Raw genomic sequence first — 19,643 nt, 5'->3', positions numbered from 1 at the left:
GGCTCAGCCGACGGGCGTGAAGTCCCGCGCCAACTCGGCGAGGATGCGCGCGCCGTAGCCCGTCGCGCCCTTCGAACGCCACGCGTCGTCGGAGTCGGACTGCATGGTGCCGGCGATGTCGAGGTGCGCCCACGGGGTGTCGCCCACGAACTCGGCGAGGAACAGGGCCGCGGTCGTCGCGCCGGCATCCGTACCGCCGAGGTTCGAGATGTCGGCCACGTCGGAGTCGAGCTGCTTGCGGTACCTCCGCTCGAGCGGGAACTGCCACGCGGTCTCGTCGACCCTGATCGACGCGTCGCGCACGCGGTCGATGAGCGGCTGGCTCGTGCCGAGCAGCACCGACATGCGCGAGCCGAGCGCGCGCAGCGCGGCGCCCGTGAGCGTGGCGATGTCGACGATCGCGTCGACCCCCTCCTCGGTCGCCAGCACGAGGCCGTCCATCATGACGAGGCGACCCTCGGCGTCGGTGTTCTTCACCTCGACGGTCGTGCCTCCGCGTGCCGTGAGCACGTCGCCGAGCTTGTACGCGGAGCCCGAGGGCATGTTGTCGGTGCACATCAGCCACCCCGTGACCCGCGCGGTCGCGCCGAGCTCGCGGAGCGCGGTGAACGCGCCGAGGACCGCTGCGGCGCCGCCCATGTCCATCTTCATGAGCAGGTGCATGGGGTCGCTCGGCTTCAGGCTGATTCCGCCCGAGTCGTACATGATGCCCTTGCCGACGAGGCCGAGGTGCCCGGTCGGTGCGCCGTCGGGGGAGTACCTCAGCACGACCATGCGGGGTTCCTCGGCGCTGCCGGCGTTGACCCCGAGCAGGCCCCCGCAGCCGAGCTCGATGAGCTGCTGCCGGTCGAACGACTCGACGTCGAACCCGAAGCGTCCGCCGAGCAGTTCGGCGACGTCGGCCATGTCGGTCGCCGTCAGGTGGCTCGGCGGCGTGTTCGCCAGGTCGCGCGCGATGGCGGTCGCGCGCGCGGCCACCAGGCCCGTCGCGATGCCCGCGGATGCCTCCGCCGCATCCGCCCCGTCGATCCGGAACTCCACGCGTCCCAGCCGCGCCTCGCGCGGTTCGCCCTTGAGCGCGTCGTACCGGTAGCGCCCGAGGAGCACGCCCTCGGTGAGTGCGCGCCCGGCGGCCTCGGCGCCGATCGACCCGAGCGACGGCACGCGCAGGCCGATGTTCGCCGCCTTCGGCACGGCGCGGACGAACGCGGCGGCGGCGTCGCGAAGGCCGGAATCGGCGAACTCGGGGGCCGGTCCGCCGCCCACCACGATGATGAGCGTGCGCCCGGCCTGAGGGATCAGCAGCGCCTGGCCCGCCTTGCCCTCGAACCCCGCGCGCTGCAGCGCGTCGCGGTCGAGTCCGATGCCCTCGGGCAGCGGGCCCTCGTCGTGCACGATGACGCCGATCGCGTCGAGGCCGGCGCCCCCGGTGCCGCCGCCGAACTCGTCGACCGCGGCGACCTCGACCGCATCGAACGCATCGAGCGAGGGGATCGGCGAGAAGTCGGCCGGAATGAGCTTGCTTGGACTACGGGTCACGTCGTCGCCTCCTGGCGTTCGGGATCGACGACCTCGTCGACCGGGTCGTCGTCGTCGGGTTCGATCTTCTCGGGCAGTTCGCCGTCGCGGTAGTCCGGCATGCGCAGGGCGGGCACGATCGCGAGCAGCGAGAGCAGCGCGAGCCCGAGCAGCGAGATCTGCAGCGCCCGCAGGCGCGCCTCCTCGTTGATCTCGATGGCCGCGGCGACCTCGGCCTCGGAGGCCGACGTGCCGCCGAGGGTCTCCTCGAGCTGCGCGTTCGTGAGGAAGTCGGCGTCGTCGAAGTTCACCTCGCTGATCAGCTCGTCACTGATCTCGGGATGCTCGACTGCGGCGGTCGCGAGCGACGAGGCGAGGATGCCGACGGCGAAGGCCGTCGCGACGGCGATGCCCACCGACCCCGAGAGGTTGTGCACGAGCCCGCGCCACGCGCCGACGTCGCCCGCGAGCTGCTTCGGCGCGGCCGAGAGCAGCGTGTTGAACACGAGGGCGACGATCGATCCCTGGCCGAGCCCGAGCAGGATGAGGCCGACCACGACGAACGCCTGGCCCCAGTCGCCACGCACCGTGAACGCGAGCAGCGTCAGCGCGGCCGCCACGACGACGAAGCCGGCGGCCCCCAGCACGCGCGGGGTGAATCGCCCGTAGAGGTACGCGATGAACGTCGAGGACAGGAAGATCGAGAGCGTGTAGGGGATGATCGAGAACGAGGTCTCGATGCCGGAGAGCCCCTGCACGACCTGCATGTACAGCGGGATGAGGAAGTTCGCGGCCGTGCCGACGAAGAGCATCGTCGCCATGCACGCGGTGACCGCCCGCTCGGCGCCCGTGGCGAGCACGCGGAGGTCGAAGATGCGGGGCTTGCCGGCCGCTCCGCGCCGCCGCAGCCAGAGGAAGAACACCTGCCCGACGACGAGGCCGAGCACGATGAGGATCGGCGCGGGGGAGATGCCCAGCACGTCGAACGGCGCCTGCGCGGTCGCGTTCCAGATGCCCCACGTGTTCAGGCCCGAGAAGCCGAAGCTGAGCAGGATGATCGACGCCGCCGCCAGCAGGGCGCCGGTCCAGTCGATGGTGAGCCCGGGCTGCGCCGGTACCGCCTTGAGCCGGAAGCTCAGCAGGAGGTTCACCACCCCGAGTGCGACCATGAGCCAGAACGACCAGCGCCAGCCGATCGTGGTCGCGAACTGCCCCGCGATGAGCAGCGCCAGCACGCCGGCCGCCGGGATGGCCGCGGCGAGCAGCCCGATCGCGCGCGCCTGCTGCGACCCGTGGTAGTTCGTGGCGATGAAGACCGTGAGCGCGGGCGCGATGAGCGCGATGACGGCGCCGGACGACGCCTGGGCGACGAAGAGCACCGCGGGCGTGGGGGCGAGCGCGACGCCGGCCATGGCGACGGCGTGGATGGCGACCGCGACCTGGAACACGAGTCGCGTGCCGAAGCGGGCGCCGACCTTGGCTCCGAGCAGGATGAACGCGGCCATGGAGAAGGTGCCGGCCGTGATGGCGATGCCGACCGAGGATGCCGCCGTGTCGAGGTCGGTCGTGATGCCGGCCATCGACACCGTCAGGGCGTTCACGGCGAACGACGCCTGGATCTGGGTCATCACGACGACGATGAGCGGCAGCCACGAGGCCCGCGCCGCGGTCTCCGTCGCCTGCCGGGTGGAGCCGGCGGACTGCGGGCTGGAACTCATGTGGACCCCCCGGACCGGCCCGGCGCGGGGAGCCGGGCGTCGATCCGACAGTAGCCCGCGGGCCGCGCGAGCGATAGGGCGGCGAACCGATGGCGTCGCGGTCGGATGCCGCGGGGCTAGTCTGTCCTGCATGACAACCGCTGCAGCCGCGCGCGGAGAGGCGCGGGGCCTGCGACTCTCGGTCTCGGTCGTCGCCGTGCTGTCCGTCGCCGGCATCGTCATCGGGATCGTGTCGGGCTCACGGCTGCTCCTGCTCGAGGGCGCGGTCGCCGCCGTCGGCGCCGGCTCGGCCTGGCTCGCCCTGCGCGCGCTGCGGGCCGGCGGGGTCCAGTCGGCCCCGCACCATCCGTACGGCCCCGCGGCCCTGCCGCCCCTGCTCTCGGCGCTGCACGGTCTCGCCATCGCGGCGCTCGTGGTGTTCGCGGCGGCGGATGCCGTCGCGGCACTCGTCGCGGGTGGTCGCCGGGTCGACCTCGTGCTCGTCACCGGATTCGCCGCCATCGCCGCCGTGGCCTGCGGCGTCTGCGCCGTCGTCATCGGCCGAGCGCACGACGGCGGGCTCGGCGAGGCCGTGCGCCGACGGTGGCGCGACGGAGCCATCCGGTTCACCGTCAGCGCGCTGCTCGCCGGCGCCGCCCTGGCACTGTCGATGAGCGGCGTCCTTCCGTCCGCCGTGGAGTGGGCCGACCCGATCCTCGTGCTGGTCGCCTGCGCGCTCATGCTGCCGTCGCCGGTGCGCACCCTGCGTCGGGGTCTCGAGGACCTGCTCGAGGCGATGCCCGACGGCCACACGCTCCTCGCGATCGAGCGGGCCGTCGACGGCGTCACCGCGAGGTTCGACCTGCCCGGGCCCGAGGTGCGCTCGACCTGCCTGGGCCGCTCGCTGCATGTCGACGTGGTGTTCCTGGTGGACGCGGCGGCCGGCCCCGTCACGATCGACCGCGAGGACGAGGTGCGCCGCGCGGTGCACGCCGCGCTCGACGCGCTGCCCTACGACGTCCAGGCGACTGTGGAGCTCACCACCGACCCGGCGCTCGCCTGAGTGTCGGAGCTGCCGAGCTGCGGAGCGCTCGGCCCCGGCCCATCTCCGAGCACCGGCGACTAGACTCCAGCCTGAACCCACGACCGCGACGTCCGGGCGGCCGTCGACCGTCCGCCGCGGTCGACGACGGCGACGGGCGGACACGTGGAGATCTTCGAGGGCTGGCCCCTTCCGGCGGCGATCGGCGTGCTGTTCGTGATCGTGCTGCTGCGTGCGGGGGGCACGTACGCCCTCGGGCGCGGCTCGCGGGCCGGGGTCAAGCGCCTGCTCGAGCGGCGGGGGCGGATGGCGCCCCAGCTCGCTCGCGCGGAGGCGGTGATCGAGCGCTACGGCTCGCCGGTCGTGGCGCTGTCGTTCCTCACCGTGGGCTTCCAGACGGCGGTGAACCTGGCGGCGGGCGTGCTCCGGATGCCGCTCGTGAAGTACCTTCCGGCGCTCATCGTGGGCGGCGCCATGTGGGCGACCCTCTACGGCGTGCTCGGCCTCGCGACCGTGAACGCCATCGTGCAGGCGGCCTCGCAGAATCCGGTCGCGGCGATCCTCAGCGTGCTCGGCGTCGCGGCGCTGCTCGCGCTCATCGAGTTCACGACGCGCCGGGCGCGCGCGTTCGCCGCGGCCCAGTCCGCGGCCGTGCCGCCGAGGCTGCCCGACGACGCCGACGCGGGCCAGTCGGGTCAGGCGGAGTAGCCGAGGTCCGAGTCGTCGAACTCCCGATGGGCGATGGCGTTGACGAAGCGGATGAACACCGAGATCCATCCGAAGATCGTCGCGAACGCGAGCAGTTCGAACGCCGTGAGGTTGTAGTACCCGATCGGCTCGAACAGGAGGGCGCCGCCGAGCAGCAGCGCGGCGCCGGCCCCGCAGAACCAGAAGAAGCGCGCGGGCATGCCCCGGAGCGTCCATCGTGCGGTGAGCAGCATGGTGAGGAAGATCAGCGACATCCCGATCGCGCTCAGGTTGTGGAGCAGCATGCTGACGTCGAGCGGGAAGATCCCGACGCACGCGAGCAGGGTGCCCATGGCGATGAAGGCGACCGACACGAACCGCGGGGTCCAGGCGTGGACGAGCACGCCCTGGCGCACGAGCGTCGTGAGGTCGCGGTGCACGTAGAGCGCGAAGGTCGTGACGAAGGCGCCGCCCAGGATCACCGCGAGGTTGAACAGCCTGCTCGAGAAGTCGTCGGCGGTGCCCAGCTGGCTGAAGTGGTACTCCCACCACGCCGGGTCCTGCGCCGTCGCCATGCTCGCGAGCACGGCCACCGACATGAAGATCACGAGCAGCGTCGCGAGGCGATCGGTGGTGATCGCGGAGACCGACAGGTAGATCCAGTACCCGGCCAGGCCGGCCGATGTCGCGGTCGCGCCGGTCGCGGTCAGCCCGTCGACGACGAGCCCCTCGAAGCTCCGCTGCAGCGTGACGAACACGACGACCGCGAGGATGCCCCCGATGACGGCGTGGACGGCCGCGACCGTGGCGACGTCGAGCGAGAACTTCCACGGTTTGAGATGACGGCGCCATTCCTGGCCGGGCAGGTTGCGCGAGCGCCAGTACCCGGTCGCGCCGAGCACCAGGCCGGTCACGACCACGGCGATGGCGGATGCCGCGCCGGCCGACCAGCCTCCCCACAGCGGCCACACGCCGCCCGCGAAGCCGACGGCGGCGACGAGCCCGCTCGCGGCGGCCGCGACCGCACCGCCCACGAGGGCCTCGGTCTCGACCGCGAGGCGACGACCGGGGGATGCGGAGGTGGCCGGCGACGGCGCCGTCGATGCGGTCATGGCGTCATGGTAGGAATCCGGCGCCGCGCGGGCCGGGACGAAGGTCCGGCGCGCCCCGGCTAGGCTCGGTGCGCGTGGGGGAGCACCGGACCGAACGGGGATCGCCGCTCGCGCGCGGGCCGCGTCCCGGCATCCGTGCCGTCGCGCGCGCTGCGGGCGTCTCGCCCACGACCGTGTCGCACGCGCTGTCGGGCTCCCGATCCGTGCGTGCCGAGACGCGCGAGCGCGTGCTGCGTGCGGCCGCGATGCTGGGCTACTCGCCCGACCGGGTCGCCCAGGGCCTCCGCCGCCGTCGCACGGGCGTGATCGGGCTCGCGAGCGACCGCATCGCGACGACGCCGTTCGCGGGCCGGATCATCCAGGGCGCCCAGGAGGTCGCACGCGAACACGGCCTCCTGCTGATCGTGTCCGACTCCGAGGGCGACGCCGACCTCGAGGCGCGGCAGCTGCGCGCGCTCGTCGACCAGCGGGTGGACGGCATCCTCTTGGCCCGGATGTCGCACCAGGTCGTGACGCGGCCCGACGGCATCGAGGACGTGCCGGTCGTGCTGGTCGACGCGGTCCCCGGTGGCGGATGGCTCGTGCCCGCCGTCGCACCCGACGAGCCGGGCATCGCGGCGACCGCCGTGCGGCGCCTGCTCGACGCGGGCCACCGCCGGATCGCGTTCGCGAGCACGGTCGACGAGGCGCCCGCGCGGCGCGGCCGCGAGGCCGGGTTCCGTACGGCGCTCGCGGAGGCAGGGCTGGATCCCGCCTCGGCGCTCGTGGTCGCCGGGTCGTCCGATGCCCGCGGTGGTCGGGCCGCCGGGCACGCACTGCTCGACCGGCCCGGGGACGAGCGTCCGACCGCGGTGTTCTGCTTCAACGACCAGATGGCCATGGGCGTGGCGCAGGCCGCCGCGGCGCTCGGCCTCGCCATCCCCGACGACCTCTCTCTCGTGGGCGTCGACGACCTCGAGATCGTCGCCGAGGCCCTCGAACCCGGGCTCACCACCGTGGCGCTGCCGCACCGCGAGCTCGGCGCGTGGGGCATGCGCGCGCTGCTCCGCCTCCTCGACGGAAACGCCGACCCCGGAGCGGGCGCGCCGGTCGCGACCCCCACGTTCCTCGAGTGCCGCCTCGTCGAGCGCGGCTCGGTCGCCCAGCCCCGCTGAGTCGCGGCTCAGCCCGCGCCGCGCTCGGCGAGACGCTCGACGGGCGCGACCGCGAGCGGCGCGAGCTCGAACGCCGCGAGGCGGGTCGACCCGCCGACGGACTCGACCGACAGGCCGTTCGCGCCGGGCCGGCCGAACGCCAGGCTCGAGAGCGCGGCCTCGCCGTCGTTCGCGAACACCTCGACCGACGAGCGGTCGACGACGACATCGAGCACGACGCTGCCGTCGGAGCCGGTCGCGACCGGCGCGGCGCGCACCTCGCGGTACGCCTCGGGCATGGCGGATGCCGCGGCGTCGGCGTCGCGCGCGACGAACACCGTGCCCGACGCGAAGTCCACGCCGACGGTCGCGAACGCGCCGTCACCCTCGAGCACGCGGAAGCGCACCTCGCGCGCCGGCCGCCTCGGGTCGGGCGCGACGGTGACGCGCAGGCGATAGGCGTCGGAGGCCGGCTGCGGGAGCGGGGCCTGCGCGCCATCCGCCAAGATGACGGGGTCGAGCCGCTCGGGCTCGCCCTCCAGCTCGCCCATCGCGCCGACCGGCGTCGACCTGAGCGAGGGGCGACCGCCGTCGTCGACCAGCCGGAGCTCGCGCACGATCGAGTCGGCGCCGCCGCTCCAGTCGTCGGTCGGCAGGTCGCCGGCGTAGGCCCAGTTGTTGAGCCATCCGATCGCCGAGCGCGAGGCGAGGCGTTCGACCGGATCCCGGCGCGGATCGTCCCAGGTCACCGCGGCGTAGAAGTCGGCGCCGCGGTCGAGCCACTGCGGCTCCTCGGCGTCGGGCGTGAAGCGCTCCCCGTCGAACTCGCCGGTCCAGTACGCGGTGCCGGTCGTCATCCCGTATCGCTCGCCGTTGACGCCGGCCAGCAGCACCCAGCGCCGTTTCGCGGGGTCGCCGTCGACCGACATCTCGAAGAGGTCGGGGCACTCGAGGATCCCGAGGTCGTCGCGCTCGAAGGCGGATCGATAGGTCCACTGCTTCAGGTCGGGCGAGGTGTAGAAGCCGAGCCGGTGGCCCTCCGCGAGGATCATCGTCCACTCGCCGCGGGCCTCGTCCCAGGTCACCTTCGGGTCGCGCCAGTGCACCTCCCCGGGATTCTCCATGATCGGATTGCCCGCGTAGGGATCGAAGCGGTCGCCGCCGTCGGTGGAGACGAAGAGCGATTGGCGCTGCACGCCGTCGTCCTGCTGGGTCACGATCGCGATGACCGCGCCCTCGCCGAACCCGGCGGTGCCCTCGGTGTCGACCACGGCGCTCCCGGTCAGGATGTCGCCCAGGCCGTTCTCGTACTTCTCGATCGCCACGCCCTCCTCGCGCCAGTGCACGAGGTCGGTGGACGTCGCGTGATACCACTCGGTGCCGTTCCCCTCGGGATGGTCGGCGTTGTAGAGGTAGTAGTAGTGCCACTCGCCGTCGAGCCAGAAGGGCCGCTGCGGGTCGTTCATCCAGCGCTCGGCGGGCGTGAGGTGCACGGCGGGACGGTACGCGGACCAGTCGGCCGGGCGCGTGTAGCGGGTGTCGTCGCCTGGCGCGGCGGTCGGCGTGGAGCTGCCGTCGTCGGGTGCGGTGCCGGGCGCCTCGGAGACGAGGACCAGGCCGGCGACGAGTGCGATGACCGCCGCCGCAGCGGCCGCGGCGATGGCGACGGCACGACGTCGGTGATGCCCGGGATGCGCGGGCGCGTGCGCATCGGCGCCTTTCGGCACCGGTGACAGGGGTGTGCGGTTCATGATCCTCCGTGGTGTTCGCGCGCCGCGGCCGGCCGTCACGCCCCGTGCGGGCGATCCGGTCGAACCGGCGGCGCGCCTTCGCAAGCAAGGGTGTTCGGGAGGGACGCACGCGCCACTCGAGGAATCGGGGCCCACGCTAACCGGGCCCAAATCGTTTTGCAAACTTCTCCGGACGAGCCCGGCTCGTGGAAGCGCGACCATCCGCGCCAGCGCGCTGATCTGGGAATTTCCATGCATTCGCACCTGTATGTCAGGTTGCGAATTCGGCTTGACATCGTTGTCAGATTCCGCATAGGTTCCTGTGCCGGGGGAAGACGCACACGCCGCGTTCTCGAGGAATGCGCCATCGCACGCCGGGCTCCGTCACCGGCACGGCGGCGACGAACGTGACGACAGTCGACGTGCCGTGCGCACGTCGCACCACGACGGCGACGTCTCGCCGCACCACCGACTCCCGACCGTCCCGCCGAGCGGACGGCCGGACACGACCGGGTCGGACGCCGGTTTCCGCGCACTCCGCGGGACGCGGCATCCGCCCTCGATCGCCGCACCCATGCGGACGATCCATGCACCGGCGGCCCCGCGGCCGCCGGCCGCCGCCGCACCCGCGGCGGCACCGAACCCTACGAAAGGCGACACCATGTCGACACTCACCCGGCGCACCAGGCGCCCGCTCATCGGAGCGCTCACCACGGCCGGCGTCGTGGTCGGGACGCTCTTCACCGGCGCGGCCGCGGCCGTCGCGGAACCGGAGCTCCAGCCCGGACCCGAGCCGACCGTCCACACGCAGGAGGCGTTCGACCCCGAGGACGACTTCACCGCGAAGTGGACCCGCGCCGACGCCCGCCAGATCAAGCGGATGTCCGACCCCGACGCGGGCTCGCGCGAGAACTCGATGCCCCAGTCGGTGACCATGCCGACCGTGCCGCAGGACTTCCCCGACATGTCCAACGGCGAGGTCTGGGTGTGGGACACCTGGCCCCTGACCGACGAGGACGGCAACCAGTACAGCGTCAACGGCCAGGAGATCATCTTCTCGCTCGTCGCCGACCGGAGCCTCGGCTTCGACGAGCGTCACCACTACGCCAAGATCGGCTGGTTCTCGCGGCCCGCGGGCATCCCGGCCGATGAGCGCCCCGAGAACGGCGGCTGGACCTACGGCGGCCTCGTGTTCGACGAGGGCGTGACGGGCGAGATCTTCGAGGACCAGTCGTTCACCCACCAGACCCAGTGGTCGGGCTCCGCGCGCATCTTCAAGGGCGGCGAGATCAAGCTGTTCTTCACCGACGTGGCGTTCTACCGGAACCCGGACGGCTCCAACATCAAGCCCTACGACCCGCGGATCGCCCTGAGCGTCGGCAAGGTGCACGTGAACCCGAACGGCGTGAAGCTCACGGGCTTCGACAAGGTCCACGACCTGCTCAAGGCCGACGGCGTCTACTACCAGACCGGCGAGCAGAACGAGTTCTTCAACTTCCGCGACCCGTTCACCTTCGAGGACCCGGACAACCCCGGTGAGACCTACATGGTGTTCGAGGGCAACACGGCCATGCCGCGCGAAGAGGCCTACTGCACGGAGGAGGACCTCGGCTACCGCGACGGCGACCCCTACGCCGAGACCGTCGACGAGGTCAACGCGTCGGGCGCGACCTACCAGATCGCGAACGTCGGCCTGGCCAAGGCGAAGAACAAGGAACTCACCGAGTGGGAGTTCCTGCCGCCGGTCCTCTCGGCGAACTGCGTCACCGACCAGACCGAGCGCCCCCAGTACGTGTTCAAGGACGGCAAGGCCTACCTCTTCACGATCAGCCACCGCGGCACCTACGCCGCCGGCATCGACGGCCCCGAGGGCGTCTACGCGTTCGTCGGCGACGGCATCCGCAGCGACTTCCAGCCCCTCAACGGCGGTTCGGGCCTCGCCCTCGGCAACCCGACGAACCTGAACTTCGCCGGCGGGCAGCCGTTCGCGCCCGACTACAACCAGCACCCGGGGCACTTCCAGGCGTACTCGCACTACGTCATGCCCGGCGGCCTGGTGCAGTCCTTCATCGACACGATCGGCACCCACGACGACTTCGTGCGCGGCGGCACCCTCGCCCCGACCGTGAAGATCGACCTCGACGGTGCCACTTCCTCGGTCGACTACTCCTACGGTGACGGCGGGCTCGGCGGCTGGGCCGACATCCCGGCGAACCTCGACGTCAACTCGGGCGGCAAGCTCCAGTAGGCGTGCGTGCGGGTCGAGGAGACGGCGTCGCGCCGCTCCTCGACCCGCACCTGCTCAGCCCGCCACCGTCACGACGAGCTCACCGCCGTCGGTCACGCCGGCCGAGTTCTCGAGCTCGACCCGGTAACGGTGCTCGCCGGGCGCCGCATCCGTCACCGCGAACTCCACGGTCCGCGACGACCCGGCTTCCCGGTAGGCGCGCTGCACCACCCGCCCGTCCTCCAGAAGGCGCACGACGGTGGTCGGCTCGCCGCGGCCGACCTTCACCTTCACGACGTAGTCGCCGTCGGCGTCGGGGCCGCGCCGGGGGCCCGTGAGCGACGACAGCTCGGCCGCGGGCGGGGCGGCGGTCGCGCCATCCGCCCCGGCCTCGCGATACATCGCACCATGCATCGGCGTCACCGTCAGCGATTCCAGCCAGGCGTCGCCGCCCTCCGCCCACAGGCCGATGGCCTCGGCGCCCGCCTCGGGGAACACCTGGTCGGTGATCGTGGTGCGCCCGCCGTCGGCGAAGACCTCGACCGACGCGCGGTCGACGTAGACGGTCAGCGCGAGCCGGCCGTCCTCGAGCGCGACCGGCGCATCGTCGAGCGAGGCGAACGCCGGGTGGAAGCCCGTGTCGCCCGACTCGCGACGATCGACGAACAGGCGAGCGGATGCCGCATCCCACCCGATCCGCGTCGCCGCCGTGTCGCCGCCCAGCACGCTGAGCCCCACCGCATCGGCCTCGCCCGGTGCGAGCACCGCGTCGATCCTCACGACGTCGCCGGTCACGGGCAGCGTCTCGGCACCGTCGGCGATCGGCCGCGCGCCATCCGCGTAGGCGATCGCGGGTCGCTCGAGCGCTGCGAACTCGGGGACGACGCGCTGCGCGAGTCGCGGGCCGCGCTCGGTCGTCACCAGCTCGACGTCGCGCGGCAGCGCCATCGCGCTGCGCCACGCGCCGGTCGGGATGTCGTTGGCGTAGTCCCAGTTGTTCATCCAGCCGAGCATCACGCGCCGTCCGTCGGGTGCCCCCGAGAACGACACCGTGGCGTAGTAGTCGCGGCCCCAGTCCAGCCAGTCGTAGCCCTCGATTCGGGGCGCCGCCGCCGTATCCGAGAACATCACCTGGTCCACCAGCACGTGACCCCAGCCGAACCGGTTGTTGTCCACGAGCCGGATGGACGCCTCGCGGCCGGCGAACTCCGAGACGTCCCAGCTCACCCAGTCGAGGTTCTCGCTATTCCGGCCCGTCGCAGTGCGCACGACCTCGCCGTCGACGACGAGGTTCACGGAGGTCTCGTCGGAGCGGGCCTGCGCCGCCTCGGCACCGAGCACCACGTGGTCGAACGTCAGGTGGCCCCACCCGCCCGTCGCATCGTCGTGCACGCGCAGGCGCGCCTGGCGCCCGGCGAACTCCGAGACCTCCCAGGAGCGCCAGTTCAGCTGACCCGCCTCGGGTCCGGTGGCCGTGCGCACGACCTCGCCGTCGACGACGAGCTGCACCTCGAGCGTGCCGTCCTGGCGCTTGCCGCCGCCCAGCAGGAACGACAGGTGATCCTCGCCCGCCTCGATGGTGAACTCGGGCGAGATGAGGTCGCCGCGGTTGCCGTCGCCCAGCGGTCCGCCCTCGAACGTGTTGATCCGCTTGGCGCCGAGATAGTAGTCGCCGCCCTGCGTCGACGGGTTCCGCCACGGCTCGAGCGCGAAGTCGCCCGTCGCCTCCCAGCCGGTGCCCGCGAGGGTCGTGCCGTCCGGGAACTCGAAGCCCTCGAAGAGCAGGCGGCCGGCGGGGGGCTCGTTGCCGAGCTGCGTCCCCGCGACGTGCGGGTGGTTGCCGCCGCCGACGAGGAGGTTCACGTGGCCGCGGTCGACCGTGAAGCCGGGGGACTCGAGGGTGCCGACGGGCCAGTCGCCGTCGTGGAAGCCGTTGACGAGCCCCGCCCCCACGAAGCCCGACACCGGGTTCTGGCCCGGCAGCGTTCCGGCGGCCGGCGCCCTGCCCCACGGGCCGTCCTTCCAATTGCCCGGTTCGTTCCCGACGGACCAGTCGCCCCAGGTGCCGTCGTCGAACGAGGCGAACATGTCGCCCGCCGGCAGCGCGTCATCCGTCACCGTGCTCTCGGATGTGAACGTCGTGCCGTCGAACTCGCCCACGAAGTACTGTCCGCCGGAGCCGCCCGCCACCGACCCCGGGTTGAGATTGACCACCATGACCCACTTGACGTTCGACGGGTCCCCGTCGACCGCGAGCGGGAACAGGTCGGGGCACTCCCAGATGCCGCCGGTCGCGTTCGCCGGGCCGAAGTCGCTGAGGTGGGTCCAGGTCTTCAGGTCGTCGCTGCGGTACAGGACCACCTTGTACTGCAGTGCCTCGACCGCCACCATGACCCAGTACGACTCGCCCGTCTCGGGGTTCGTGTACCGGATCACCTTCGGGTCGCGGAAGTTCGCGGAGCCGCGGTCGAGCACGGGATTGCCCTCGTACTTGGTCCACGTCTGCCCGTCATCGGTGCTGTACGCGAGCGACTGCGCCTGGACGCCCGCGAGGGTCGGGTGCGCCGGCGTGTAGGCGCTCGTGTAGATCGCGACCAGGGGCGGATCCTCGGCGGTGCCGAAACCGCTGGTGTTGCCCTCGTCGACCACGACCGAGCCCGAGAAGATGTCCTCGATGGCGGTGCCGGTCTCGTCGAAGGTCTGCGGGATGGCGATCGGCTGCTCCTCCCAGTGCACGAGGTCGGTGCTCGTCGCGTGGCCCCAGCTCATGTTGCCCCAGCGCGTGCCGGAGGGATTGTGCTGGAAGAACAGGTGCCACGTGCCGTCGTGGTGGACGAGACCGTTGGGGTCGTTCATCCAGTTCCGCTCGGGGGTGAAATGCAGCGCGGGCCGGTACTGCTCGTCGGCGGGATCCACGCTCACCTCCTCCGCGCTCGCGGCATGGATCGTTCCGAATGCCAGCATGATGGTCGCCGCGCAAGCGGCCCACATCCTGCTCATCCTGCGTCTTGATACCGTCGTCATCGGCCGGTTCGCCCTTCATCGCGCGTGTCACGCCTGGCGGAGTGACATCGTTGTCAGATTCGGCGGCGATGCTACGCAGTGTCCAGCGGACAAATCAAGGGCTGAGAGCGGATGGCGCGCCGGCGGTTGTGTCCGGGCGACGGCCGGGCTCGCGGTGGGACCGCGAACCGGCGCTGCTATTCGGACGCCGGGTCGACGCCGGCGGTGAGTGCGAGCGAGCCGTACTGCACCGTGAGGTTGGTGGTCGACCCGCGCACGGCCAGTTCGGCGGTGCCGTCGGGACCGAGGACACCCGTGTGGAGGACCGTCCGGCCGTCGGAGACGGTGTAGGCCGAAACCGGCGAGCCGGTGAGCGTGAGCGTGCGCCAGCCGTTGGCGCTCGGCTTGCCGTACTCGGCCTGGATCGGCGCGCCGGGCGCCGGGCTGCCGGGTGCGCTCACGAGGTTGCGGTCGCCGGGCTGGCCCGGCGCGGCGATCGCGCCCGAGTCGCCGCCGGACGGGGTCTCGGACGGGGATGGTGCCGGCGCGGGATCGGGCGCCGCGGCGCCGTCGGTGGAGTCGCCCGCGCCCCGATCGGCGCCGTCGGCGGACGGCGGTGGTGCCGTGTCGGTCGTCGGCGGCACCTGTGCGCCGGCCTCGGGGTCATCGCCGGGATCGGGCGGGAGCTCGGTCGCGACGACGACCGGTGGCTGCATGTCGGGTGCCTGCGCCGCGACGTCGGCTGAGCCGCCGGCCTCGGGAACGCCCGTCGTGGCCGTGGGCGCCGGGCCGTTCAGGGTGACGGCCGTGACGATCGCGGCCGCGGCGGCGGCGCCGCCGAGCACGGTGACGACGGCCGCGAGCCGGCGCCGCGGCGTGCGGCGAGCCGCGCTCAGGACGGTGACGGGGGCCGGGGCCACGACCGGGTCGGCCGTCGCTGCTGCCGCGACCGGAGGGACGGCCGCGGTCACGCCGGCTGCGCGAGCTGCCGCCGCCGCGACCGCCGCGCCCGCGCCGACCAGCGGCGCGACCACGGCCCGGTCGTCGACCGACGGTACCGGCTCCAGCGCCGCCGTCGAGGAGCCGGGCCGGGTCGCCTCGAGGAACGCGGTACCGGCGGCCCCGCCCAGGACGAGGATCGGGACGCTGGCCATCAGGCGTCGCGCGAGCGCGGTCGCATCGCCCACGGCGGCGCGGCAGGTCGCGCACGTCTCGAGGTGCGCGCGGACCTTGGGGCGGAGGCGTTCGGTCGCGCGGTCGGCGAGCGTGCGCCGCGCGAGGATGCGCGCGCACTCGGAATCCTCCGGTACCCGCAGCGCCACCGCATCGGCCCACGCGGAATCGAGGCCGGCGCGGGCCTCGACCAGCAGGCCCTCGGCGCGAGGCAGCGTCGACCCCAGTTCGGCGGCGATCTCGGCGGCGTTCCGACCGTCGACCTCGGCGAGCCAGAGCACCTCCTGCGCGGCCACGGGCAGGCTCGCGTACGCGGCAGCGACGGCCGCGCCGTCGCGCATGCCGTCGGGCAGCGCATCGACGTACCACTCCTCGGGCGCGAGCAGCGAGGGCTCGCCCTCGACGGGCCCGGCCGCGCGGCCGTCTGCCGTCGCTGCGGCTTCGCGGACCGCGGCGAGCACGTAGGGCTGGGCGGCGCCCGACGGTCCTCCGCCGGCGCGGACGGCCTGCGCGATCAGTGCGGCCGCGGCGCCGACGACCTGTTCGACGTCGGCTCGGCCGGGGGTCGCCGAGGCCGCCGTCGAGGCGGTCGCCTCATGGCGACGCCACAGGCGCGTGAATGCGAACGCGTCGCCGGCGCGCGCGGACCGGACCAGATCGGCGTCGGTGGGGGCGTCGACGACCGGAAGCAGGAGTGGGGTCGTTGCGGGATGGCTGCCGGAGGCGTCCTGCACATCCACTCCTCTCCCGTCCGCCGGGGGTGGCGGACGCGTGAAGCCGCGCTCGTCCGTTGGGCGGCGCGCGATCGGGGTGCACGCCGACAGGTCTGGGGGTCGCCTCGGGCTCAGCGGGTGCGTCGACCGGCACCTCCGGGGGTCGGGGGTGTCGAGCCGGCCGTGCGGCGCACCGCGCCGATGTCGCCATCAGCGGTTGGGGCCGAGTCTACGACGTTCCACCTGTTGCGCCGCAAGACCCCCGTTACGGGCGTTTCAGCTGCCGAGCTGCGGCGAGACGACGCCGGTTCGCAGTAGCGCCCCCTCGTGACGCACGGTTGCGGCGGCGATCGTCATGGCCTCCTCGAGTGCTCCGGACCACTCCTCCGCGGTGCTCGGGACGCCGTCCACGGCGATGTGGTGCACGATCGCCGAGAGCGTCGCGTCGCCCGCGCCCATGGTGTCGACGACGGGCCCCGGCAGGGTGACGATGCCCGTCGTCACCTCGAGATCGCCCTGGTGCACCGAGGCGCCGAGGCGGCCGGCGGTCGCGAGCACGGCGGGTCGGCGGGCGGATGGCGCGGCGCCGGGCTCGGGCGCGCCGCCCCCGAGTCGGCGGACGAACTCCTCGAGCGGCGCCTCGATCAGCAGCGCGGCATCCTCGTCGCCCACCTTCACGAGCAGCGATCGCGCGGCGACCCGCTCGAAGTTGGCCAGGAACCGATCGCGATCGTGCATCATGCCCGACCGCGGGTTGCCGTCGACGACGAGTCGGTGCTCGGGGTCGCGGATCGCCTCGAGCAGCAGGGCGACCTGCTCGTCGTCGTCGAACGGGTAGCAGCTGACGACGACGAGCTCGGCCTCGTCGAGCGCCGCGCGGGTCGCATCGTCGAAGCGAAGCCGGCGCTGCTGGGCCGCCTCGTTGAATTCGTACCGGGGCTCGCCGTCGGCGCGGTCGGAGACCGCGCGGGACGTGCCGTGCGGCGAGGGGCTCTCGACCAGCCCGACGCCGAAGTCGGCGAGGAACGACCTGATGCGGGCGGCCGGCTCGTCGTCGCCGAGCATGGCGACGAGCGTGGCCTGCTCGCCGAGGAGTGCCAGCCCGACCGCGACGTTGAGCGCGGCGCCGCCGACGAACTCGCGTGCGCCGGTGGGGTCGCGGAGCTCGTCGATGAGGGCGTCGCCGACGACGGTGATCCGGGCGGGGGAGGCGCTGCGCTGCGACATCGGCTCAACCTTCCTGTCTGGGCTCGATCTCGCCCGAGCCGCGTTCGATGAGGCGCGTCGGCACGATCCGGCGCGCGGGCGGCGTGTCGTCGCCGTCGAGCCGCGCGAAGACGCGCTCGGCGGCGATCCGGCCGATCTGCTGGGGGTCCTGGGCGACCACCGTGACGCCGGGCTCGAGCAGGTCGGCGAGCGGCACGTCGTCGAAGCCGACGAGGGCGGTGTCGCGGTGCCGGCCGAGCTCGCGCAGCGCACGGATGACGCCGATCGTCACGAGGTTCTGGCTCGAGAAGATGGCCGTGGGAGGGTCGTCGCGGTCGAAGAGCTCGAGGGTCGCCCGGCGCGCGGACGCCTCGTCGTGCAGTCCGTCGACGACCGGGATGTCGCGCGTCGCGACGCCCGCGCGCCCGAGTTCCTCGAGGAAGCCGCGACGCCGATCCTGCGCCGTGCGGATGGTCGGCCGGTCGCCGAGGTGGGCGAGCCGGCGGTGGCCGCGTTCGAGCAGGTGCCGCGTCGCGAGCGCGGCTCCCTCGCGGTTGTCGCTGACAACGGTGTCGGAGGTCACTCCGGCCGGCTCGCGGTCGACGAAGACCACCGGCGTGCCGCGGCGCAGCTCGGCCGCGAGGTAGGCCTGGCTCTCGGACACGGTGGTGAGGATGAGGCCGTCGACGCGGCGGCGGAGGAACGCCTGGACCGCCTCCTGCTCACGGTCGGGGTCGTCGTCGAGGCTCGAGGCGAACACGGCGACCCCGCGACGGAGCGCCACATCCTCGACGGCGCGGTGCACTGCGCCGGAGAAGGGGTTGTCGACGCTGCCGACCAGCAGGCCCAGCGTGCGGGTGCGCCCGTCGGCCCGACGGAGATTGCCCGCCGAGAGGTCGGGCTGGTAGTCGAGGCTGCGCGCCGCCGCCAGGACCTTGGCGGTGGTGGCGGGCGAGACGTTGGGCTCGCCGTTGATGACCCGGGAGACGGTCTTGACGCCGACGCCGGCGAGCGCCGCCACGTGCCGCATGGTCGGCCTCGAGCGGGCGGCCTCGGGTGCCGCGGCGCCGTTTGACAACGGTGTCACGATTCGGTCTCCAATGAGCGGGTTGGTCTTGACTATACACATCGGCATGAACTAGACCTAACGTGACATCGTTGTCAGGAAGGCAACGAGGCCCCCACACCAGAGGAGATTCCCCGATGAATCACGGAAGCCACGGCGCGTTCCGTCGCCAGCTCATCGTCGCCGGCTCGCTCACCGCAGCTGCCGCGCTCGCCCTCACCGGATGCGCCTCCGGCGGATCCGCCGACGAGGCGGGCGACGAGGAGACGATCAGCGTCTCGCTCATCACCAAGACCGACACCAACCCGTTCTTCGTCGCCATGCAGGAGGGCGCCGAAGCCGCAGCCGACGACCTCGGCGTCGAGATCACGCTGGCCGCCGGCTCGGAGGACGGCGACGAGGACACGCAGATCCAGGCGATCGAGAACGCCATCTCGCGCGGCGACTCCGGCATCCTCATCACCCCGAACGGCCCCGCCGTCGAGGACGCGCTGGTCAAGGCGCGCGACGCCGGCCTCTACGTCATCGCCCTCGACACGCCCCCCTCCGACCCGGAGTCGGTCGACATCACGTTCGCGACCGACAACTACCTCGCGGGCCAGGAGATCGGCAAGTGGGCGGCCTCGAAGCTCGGCGGCGAGAAGGCCACGATCGCCATGGTCGACCTCTTCGACGACAAGGTCGTCTCGGTCGACGTCGCCCGCGACCAGGGCTTCCTCGACGGCATGGGCATCGACCTGGCCGACGAGACGAAGAACGGCGACGAGGCCGCGACGGGCCAGTACTCGGGCGGCGAGTACGAGATCGTGGGCAACGAGGCATCCCAGGGCGCCGAGGACGGCGGCCGCACCGCCGCCGAGACGCTGCTCTCGCAGAACCCCGACATCAACGTCGTCTACACCATCAACGAGCCCGCCGCGTACGGCGCCTACGAGGCGTTCAAGGCCGCCGGCGCGACCGAGGGCCTCATCGTCGTCTCGGTCGACGGCGGCTGCGCCGGCATCGACGCCGTGAAGGAGGGCATCATCGGCGCGACGAGCCAGCAGTACCCGCTGAAGATGGCGGAGCTCGGCGTCCAGGCCATCCACGACCTCGTTACCACGGGTGAGACGCCCGAGGTCAGCGAGGGCCTCGACTTCTACAACACGGGCGTCGCGCTCGTGACCGACGAGCCGCAGGACGGGGTCGAGTCGATCGACACCGCCGAGGCGAGCGAGATCTGCTGGGGCTGATCCGGTGACCGCGTGAGCGGCGCGCGCCGGCACGGATGACGTGCCCCCTCGCCTCCCGGCCGGCCCGCGCCGCCCACGCCCACCCGCCCTCCGCAGCCGACCTC

The 19,643-nt window shown here is 72.8% G+C and carries 13 protein-coding genes; 5 read left to right on the top strand and 8 right to left on the bottom strand.

The features are described from left to right. Window positions 1-3 precede the first annotated feature (3 nt). A complete protein-coding gene (locus ACZ4TW_RS01670; protein ID WP_465539517.1) occupies window positions 4-1,539 on the bottom strand; it encodes a leucyl aminopeptidase in 1,536 nt (511 codons plus the stop codon). Then, the gene (locus tag ACZ4TW_RS01665) at window positions 1,536-3,236 is read right to left on the bottom strand and encodes an MFS transporter (protein ID WP_465539515.1); all 1,701 of its coding nucleotides are present in this window, start codon (window positions 3,234-3,236) and stop codon (window positions 1,536-1,538) included. The genes ACZ4TW_RS01670 and ACZ4TW_RS01665 overlap by 4 nt, the downstream gene beginning before the upstream one ends. A gap of 130 nt (window positions 3,237-3,366) precedes the next feature. Here ACZ4TW_RS01665 and ACZ4TW_RS01660 point away from each other — a divergent pair, with 130 nt between their 5' ends. Together ACZ4TW_RS01660 and ACZ4TW_RS01655 are read left to right on the top strand one after the other, a co-directional pair. Beyond that, window positions 3,367-4,278, top strand: a complete 912-nt coding sequence (locus tag ACZ4TW_RS01660) for a cation efflux transmembrane domain-containing protein (protein WP_465539513.1) — start codon at window positions 3,367-3,369, stop codon at window positions 4,276-4,278. Window positions 4,279-4,422: 144 nt separating this feature from the next. Then, window positions 4,423-4,965 (top strand): DedA family protein, encoded by a 543-nt coding sequence (locus ACZ4TW_RS01655; protein ID WP_465539512.1) that lies wholly within the window; start codon window positions 4,423-4,425, stop codon window positions 4,963-4,965. Here ACZ4TW_RS01655 and ACZ4TW_RS01650 read toward each other — a convergent pair. Continuing rightward, the gene (locus tag ACZ4TW_RS01650) at window positions 4,953-6,056 is read right to left on the bottom strand and encodes a DUF998 domain-containing protein (RefSeq protein WP_465539510.1); all 1,104 of its coding nucleotides are present in this window, start codon (window positions 6,054-6,056) and stop codon (window positions 4,953-4,955) included. The genes ACZ4TW_RS01655 and ACZ4TW_RS01650 overlap by 13 nt on opposite strands. 74 nt (window positions 6,057-6,130) lie before the next feature. Between ACZ4TW_RS01650 and ACZ4TW_RS01645 the strand changes: the two genes are divergently transcribed. Beyond that, complete coding sequence (locus ACZ4TW_RS01645; RefSeq protein ID WP_465539508.1) at window positions 6,131-7,210, top strand: LacI family DNA-binding transcriptional regulator; 1,080 nt, start codon at window positions 6,131-6,133, stop codon at window positions 7,208-7,210. 8 nt (window positions 7,211-7,218) lie between these two features. On the opposite strand, the gene ACZ4TW_RS01640 is transcribed toward ACZ4TW_RS01645, so the two are convergent. After that, on the bottom strand, window positions 7,219-8,940 hold the full coding sequence (locus tag ACZ4TW_RS01640) for a glycoside hydrolase family 32 protein (protein WP_465539506.1): 1,722 nt from the start codon (window positions 8,938-8,940) through the stop codon (window positions 7,219-7,221). A 640-nt stretch (window positions 8,941-9,580) separates the two neighbouring features. On the opposite strand from ACZ4TW_RS01640, the gene ACZ4TW_RS01635 reads away from it, so the two are divergent. Continuing rightward, window positions 9,581-11,167: a glycoside hydrolase family 68 protein gene (locus ACZ4TW_RS01635; protein WP_465539504.1), complete on the top strand. Its 1,587-nt coding sequence runs from the start codon at window positions 9,581-9,583 to the stop codon at window positions 11,165-11,167. A 54-nt stretch (window positions 11,168-11,221) separates the two neighbouring features. Here the strand turns inward: ACZ4TW_RS01635 and ACZ4TW_RS01630 are convergent, their stop codons facing one another. The 4 genes from ACZ4TW_RS01630 to ACZ4TW_RS01615 all read right to left on the bottom strand — a co-directional run bounded on the left by ACZ4TW_RS01630 (window position 11,222) and on the right by ACZ4TW_RS01615 (window position 18,328). After that, on the bottom strand, window positions 11,222-14,110 hold the full coding sequence (locus ACZ4TW_RS01630) for a GH32 C-terminal domain-containing protein (RefSeq protein ID WP_465539502.1): 2,889 nt from the start codon (window positions 14,108-14,110) through the stop codon (window positions 11,222-11,224). A gap of 236 nt (window positions 14,111-14,346) precedes the next feature. Next, a complete protein-coding gene (locus ACZ4TW_RS01625) occupies window positions 14,347-16,056 on the bottom strand; it encodes a hypothetical protein (RefSeq protein ID WP_465539500.1) in 1,710 nt (569 codons plus the stop codon). A 255-nt stretch (window positions 16,057-16,311) separates the two neighbouring features. Continuing rightward, window positions 16,312-17,262, bottom strand: a complete 951-nt coding sequence (locus tag ACZ4TW_RS01620) for a PfkB family carbohydrate kinase (RefSeq protein WP_465539498.1) — start codon at window positions 17,260-17,262, stop codon at window positions 16,312-16,314. A 4-nt stretch (window positions 17,263-17,266) separates the two neighbouring features. After that, window positions 17,267-18,328, bottom strand: a complete 1,062-nt coding sequence (locus ACZ4TW_RS01615) for a LacI family DNA-binding transcriptional regulator (protein ID WP_465539496.1) — start codon at window positions 18,326-18,328, stop codon at window positions 17,267-17,269. Window positions 18,329-18,444: 116 nt separating this feature from the next. Between ACZ4TW_RS01615 and ACZ4TW_RS01610 the strand changes: the two genes are divergently transcribed. Continuing rightward, the gene (locus tag ACZ4TW_RS01610) at window positions 18,445-19,539 is read left to right on the top strand and encodes a substrate-binding domain-containing protein (protein ID WP_465539494.1); all 1,095 of its coding nucleotides are present in this window, start codon (window positions 18,445-18,447) and stop codon (window positions 19,537-19,539) included. Window positions 19,540-19,643 lie beyond the last annotated feature (104 nt).

The sequence above is a fragment of the Agromyces sp. NPDC029043 genome (genome assembly GCF_055564615.1).
The sequence above is the reverse complement of the archived record's forward strand: the minus strand, read 5'-3'. Positions and strand labels throughout refer to the sequence as shown.

What these genes read in the sequence shown, in the direction of transcription:
- ACZ4TW_RS01665 (WP_465539515.1), bottom strand. Translation starts at nt 3,236, where the DNA reads ATGAGTTCCAGCCCGCAGTCCGCCGGCTCCACCCGGCAGGCGACGGAG.
- ACZ4TW_RS01660 (WP_465539513.1), top strand. Translation starts at nt 3,367, where the DNA reads ATGACAACCGCTGCAGCCGCGCGCGGAGAGGCGCGGGGCCTGCGACTC.
- ACZ4TW_RS01650 (WP_465539510.1), bottom strand. Translation starts at nt 6,056, where the DNA reads ATGACCGCATCGACGGCGCCGTCGCCGGCCACCTCCGCATCCCCCGGT.
- ACZ4TW_RS01640 (WP_465539506.1), bottom strand. Translation starts at nt 8,940, where the DNA reads ATGAACCGCACACCCCTGTCACCGGTGCCGAAAGGCGCCGATGCGCAC.
- ACZ4TW_RS01635 (WP_465539504.1), top strand. Translation starts at nt 9,581, where the DNA reads ATGTCGACACTCACCCGGCGCACCAGGCGCCCGCTCATCGGAGCGCTC.
- ACZ4TW_RS01630 (WP_465539502.1), bottom strand. Translation starts at nt 14,110, where the DNA reads ATGCTGGCATTCGGAACGATCCATGCCGCGAGCGCGGAGGAGGTGAGC.
- ACZ4TW_RS01620 (WP_465539498.1), bottom strand. Translation starts at nt 17,262, where the DNA reads ATGTCGCAGCGCAGCGCCTCCCCCGCCCGGATCACCGTCGTCGGCGAC.
- ACZ4TW_RS01610 (WP_465539494.1), top strand. Translation starts at nt 18,445, where the DNA reads ATGAATCACGGAAGCCACGGCGCGTTCCGTCGCCAGCTCATCGTCGCC.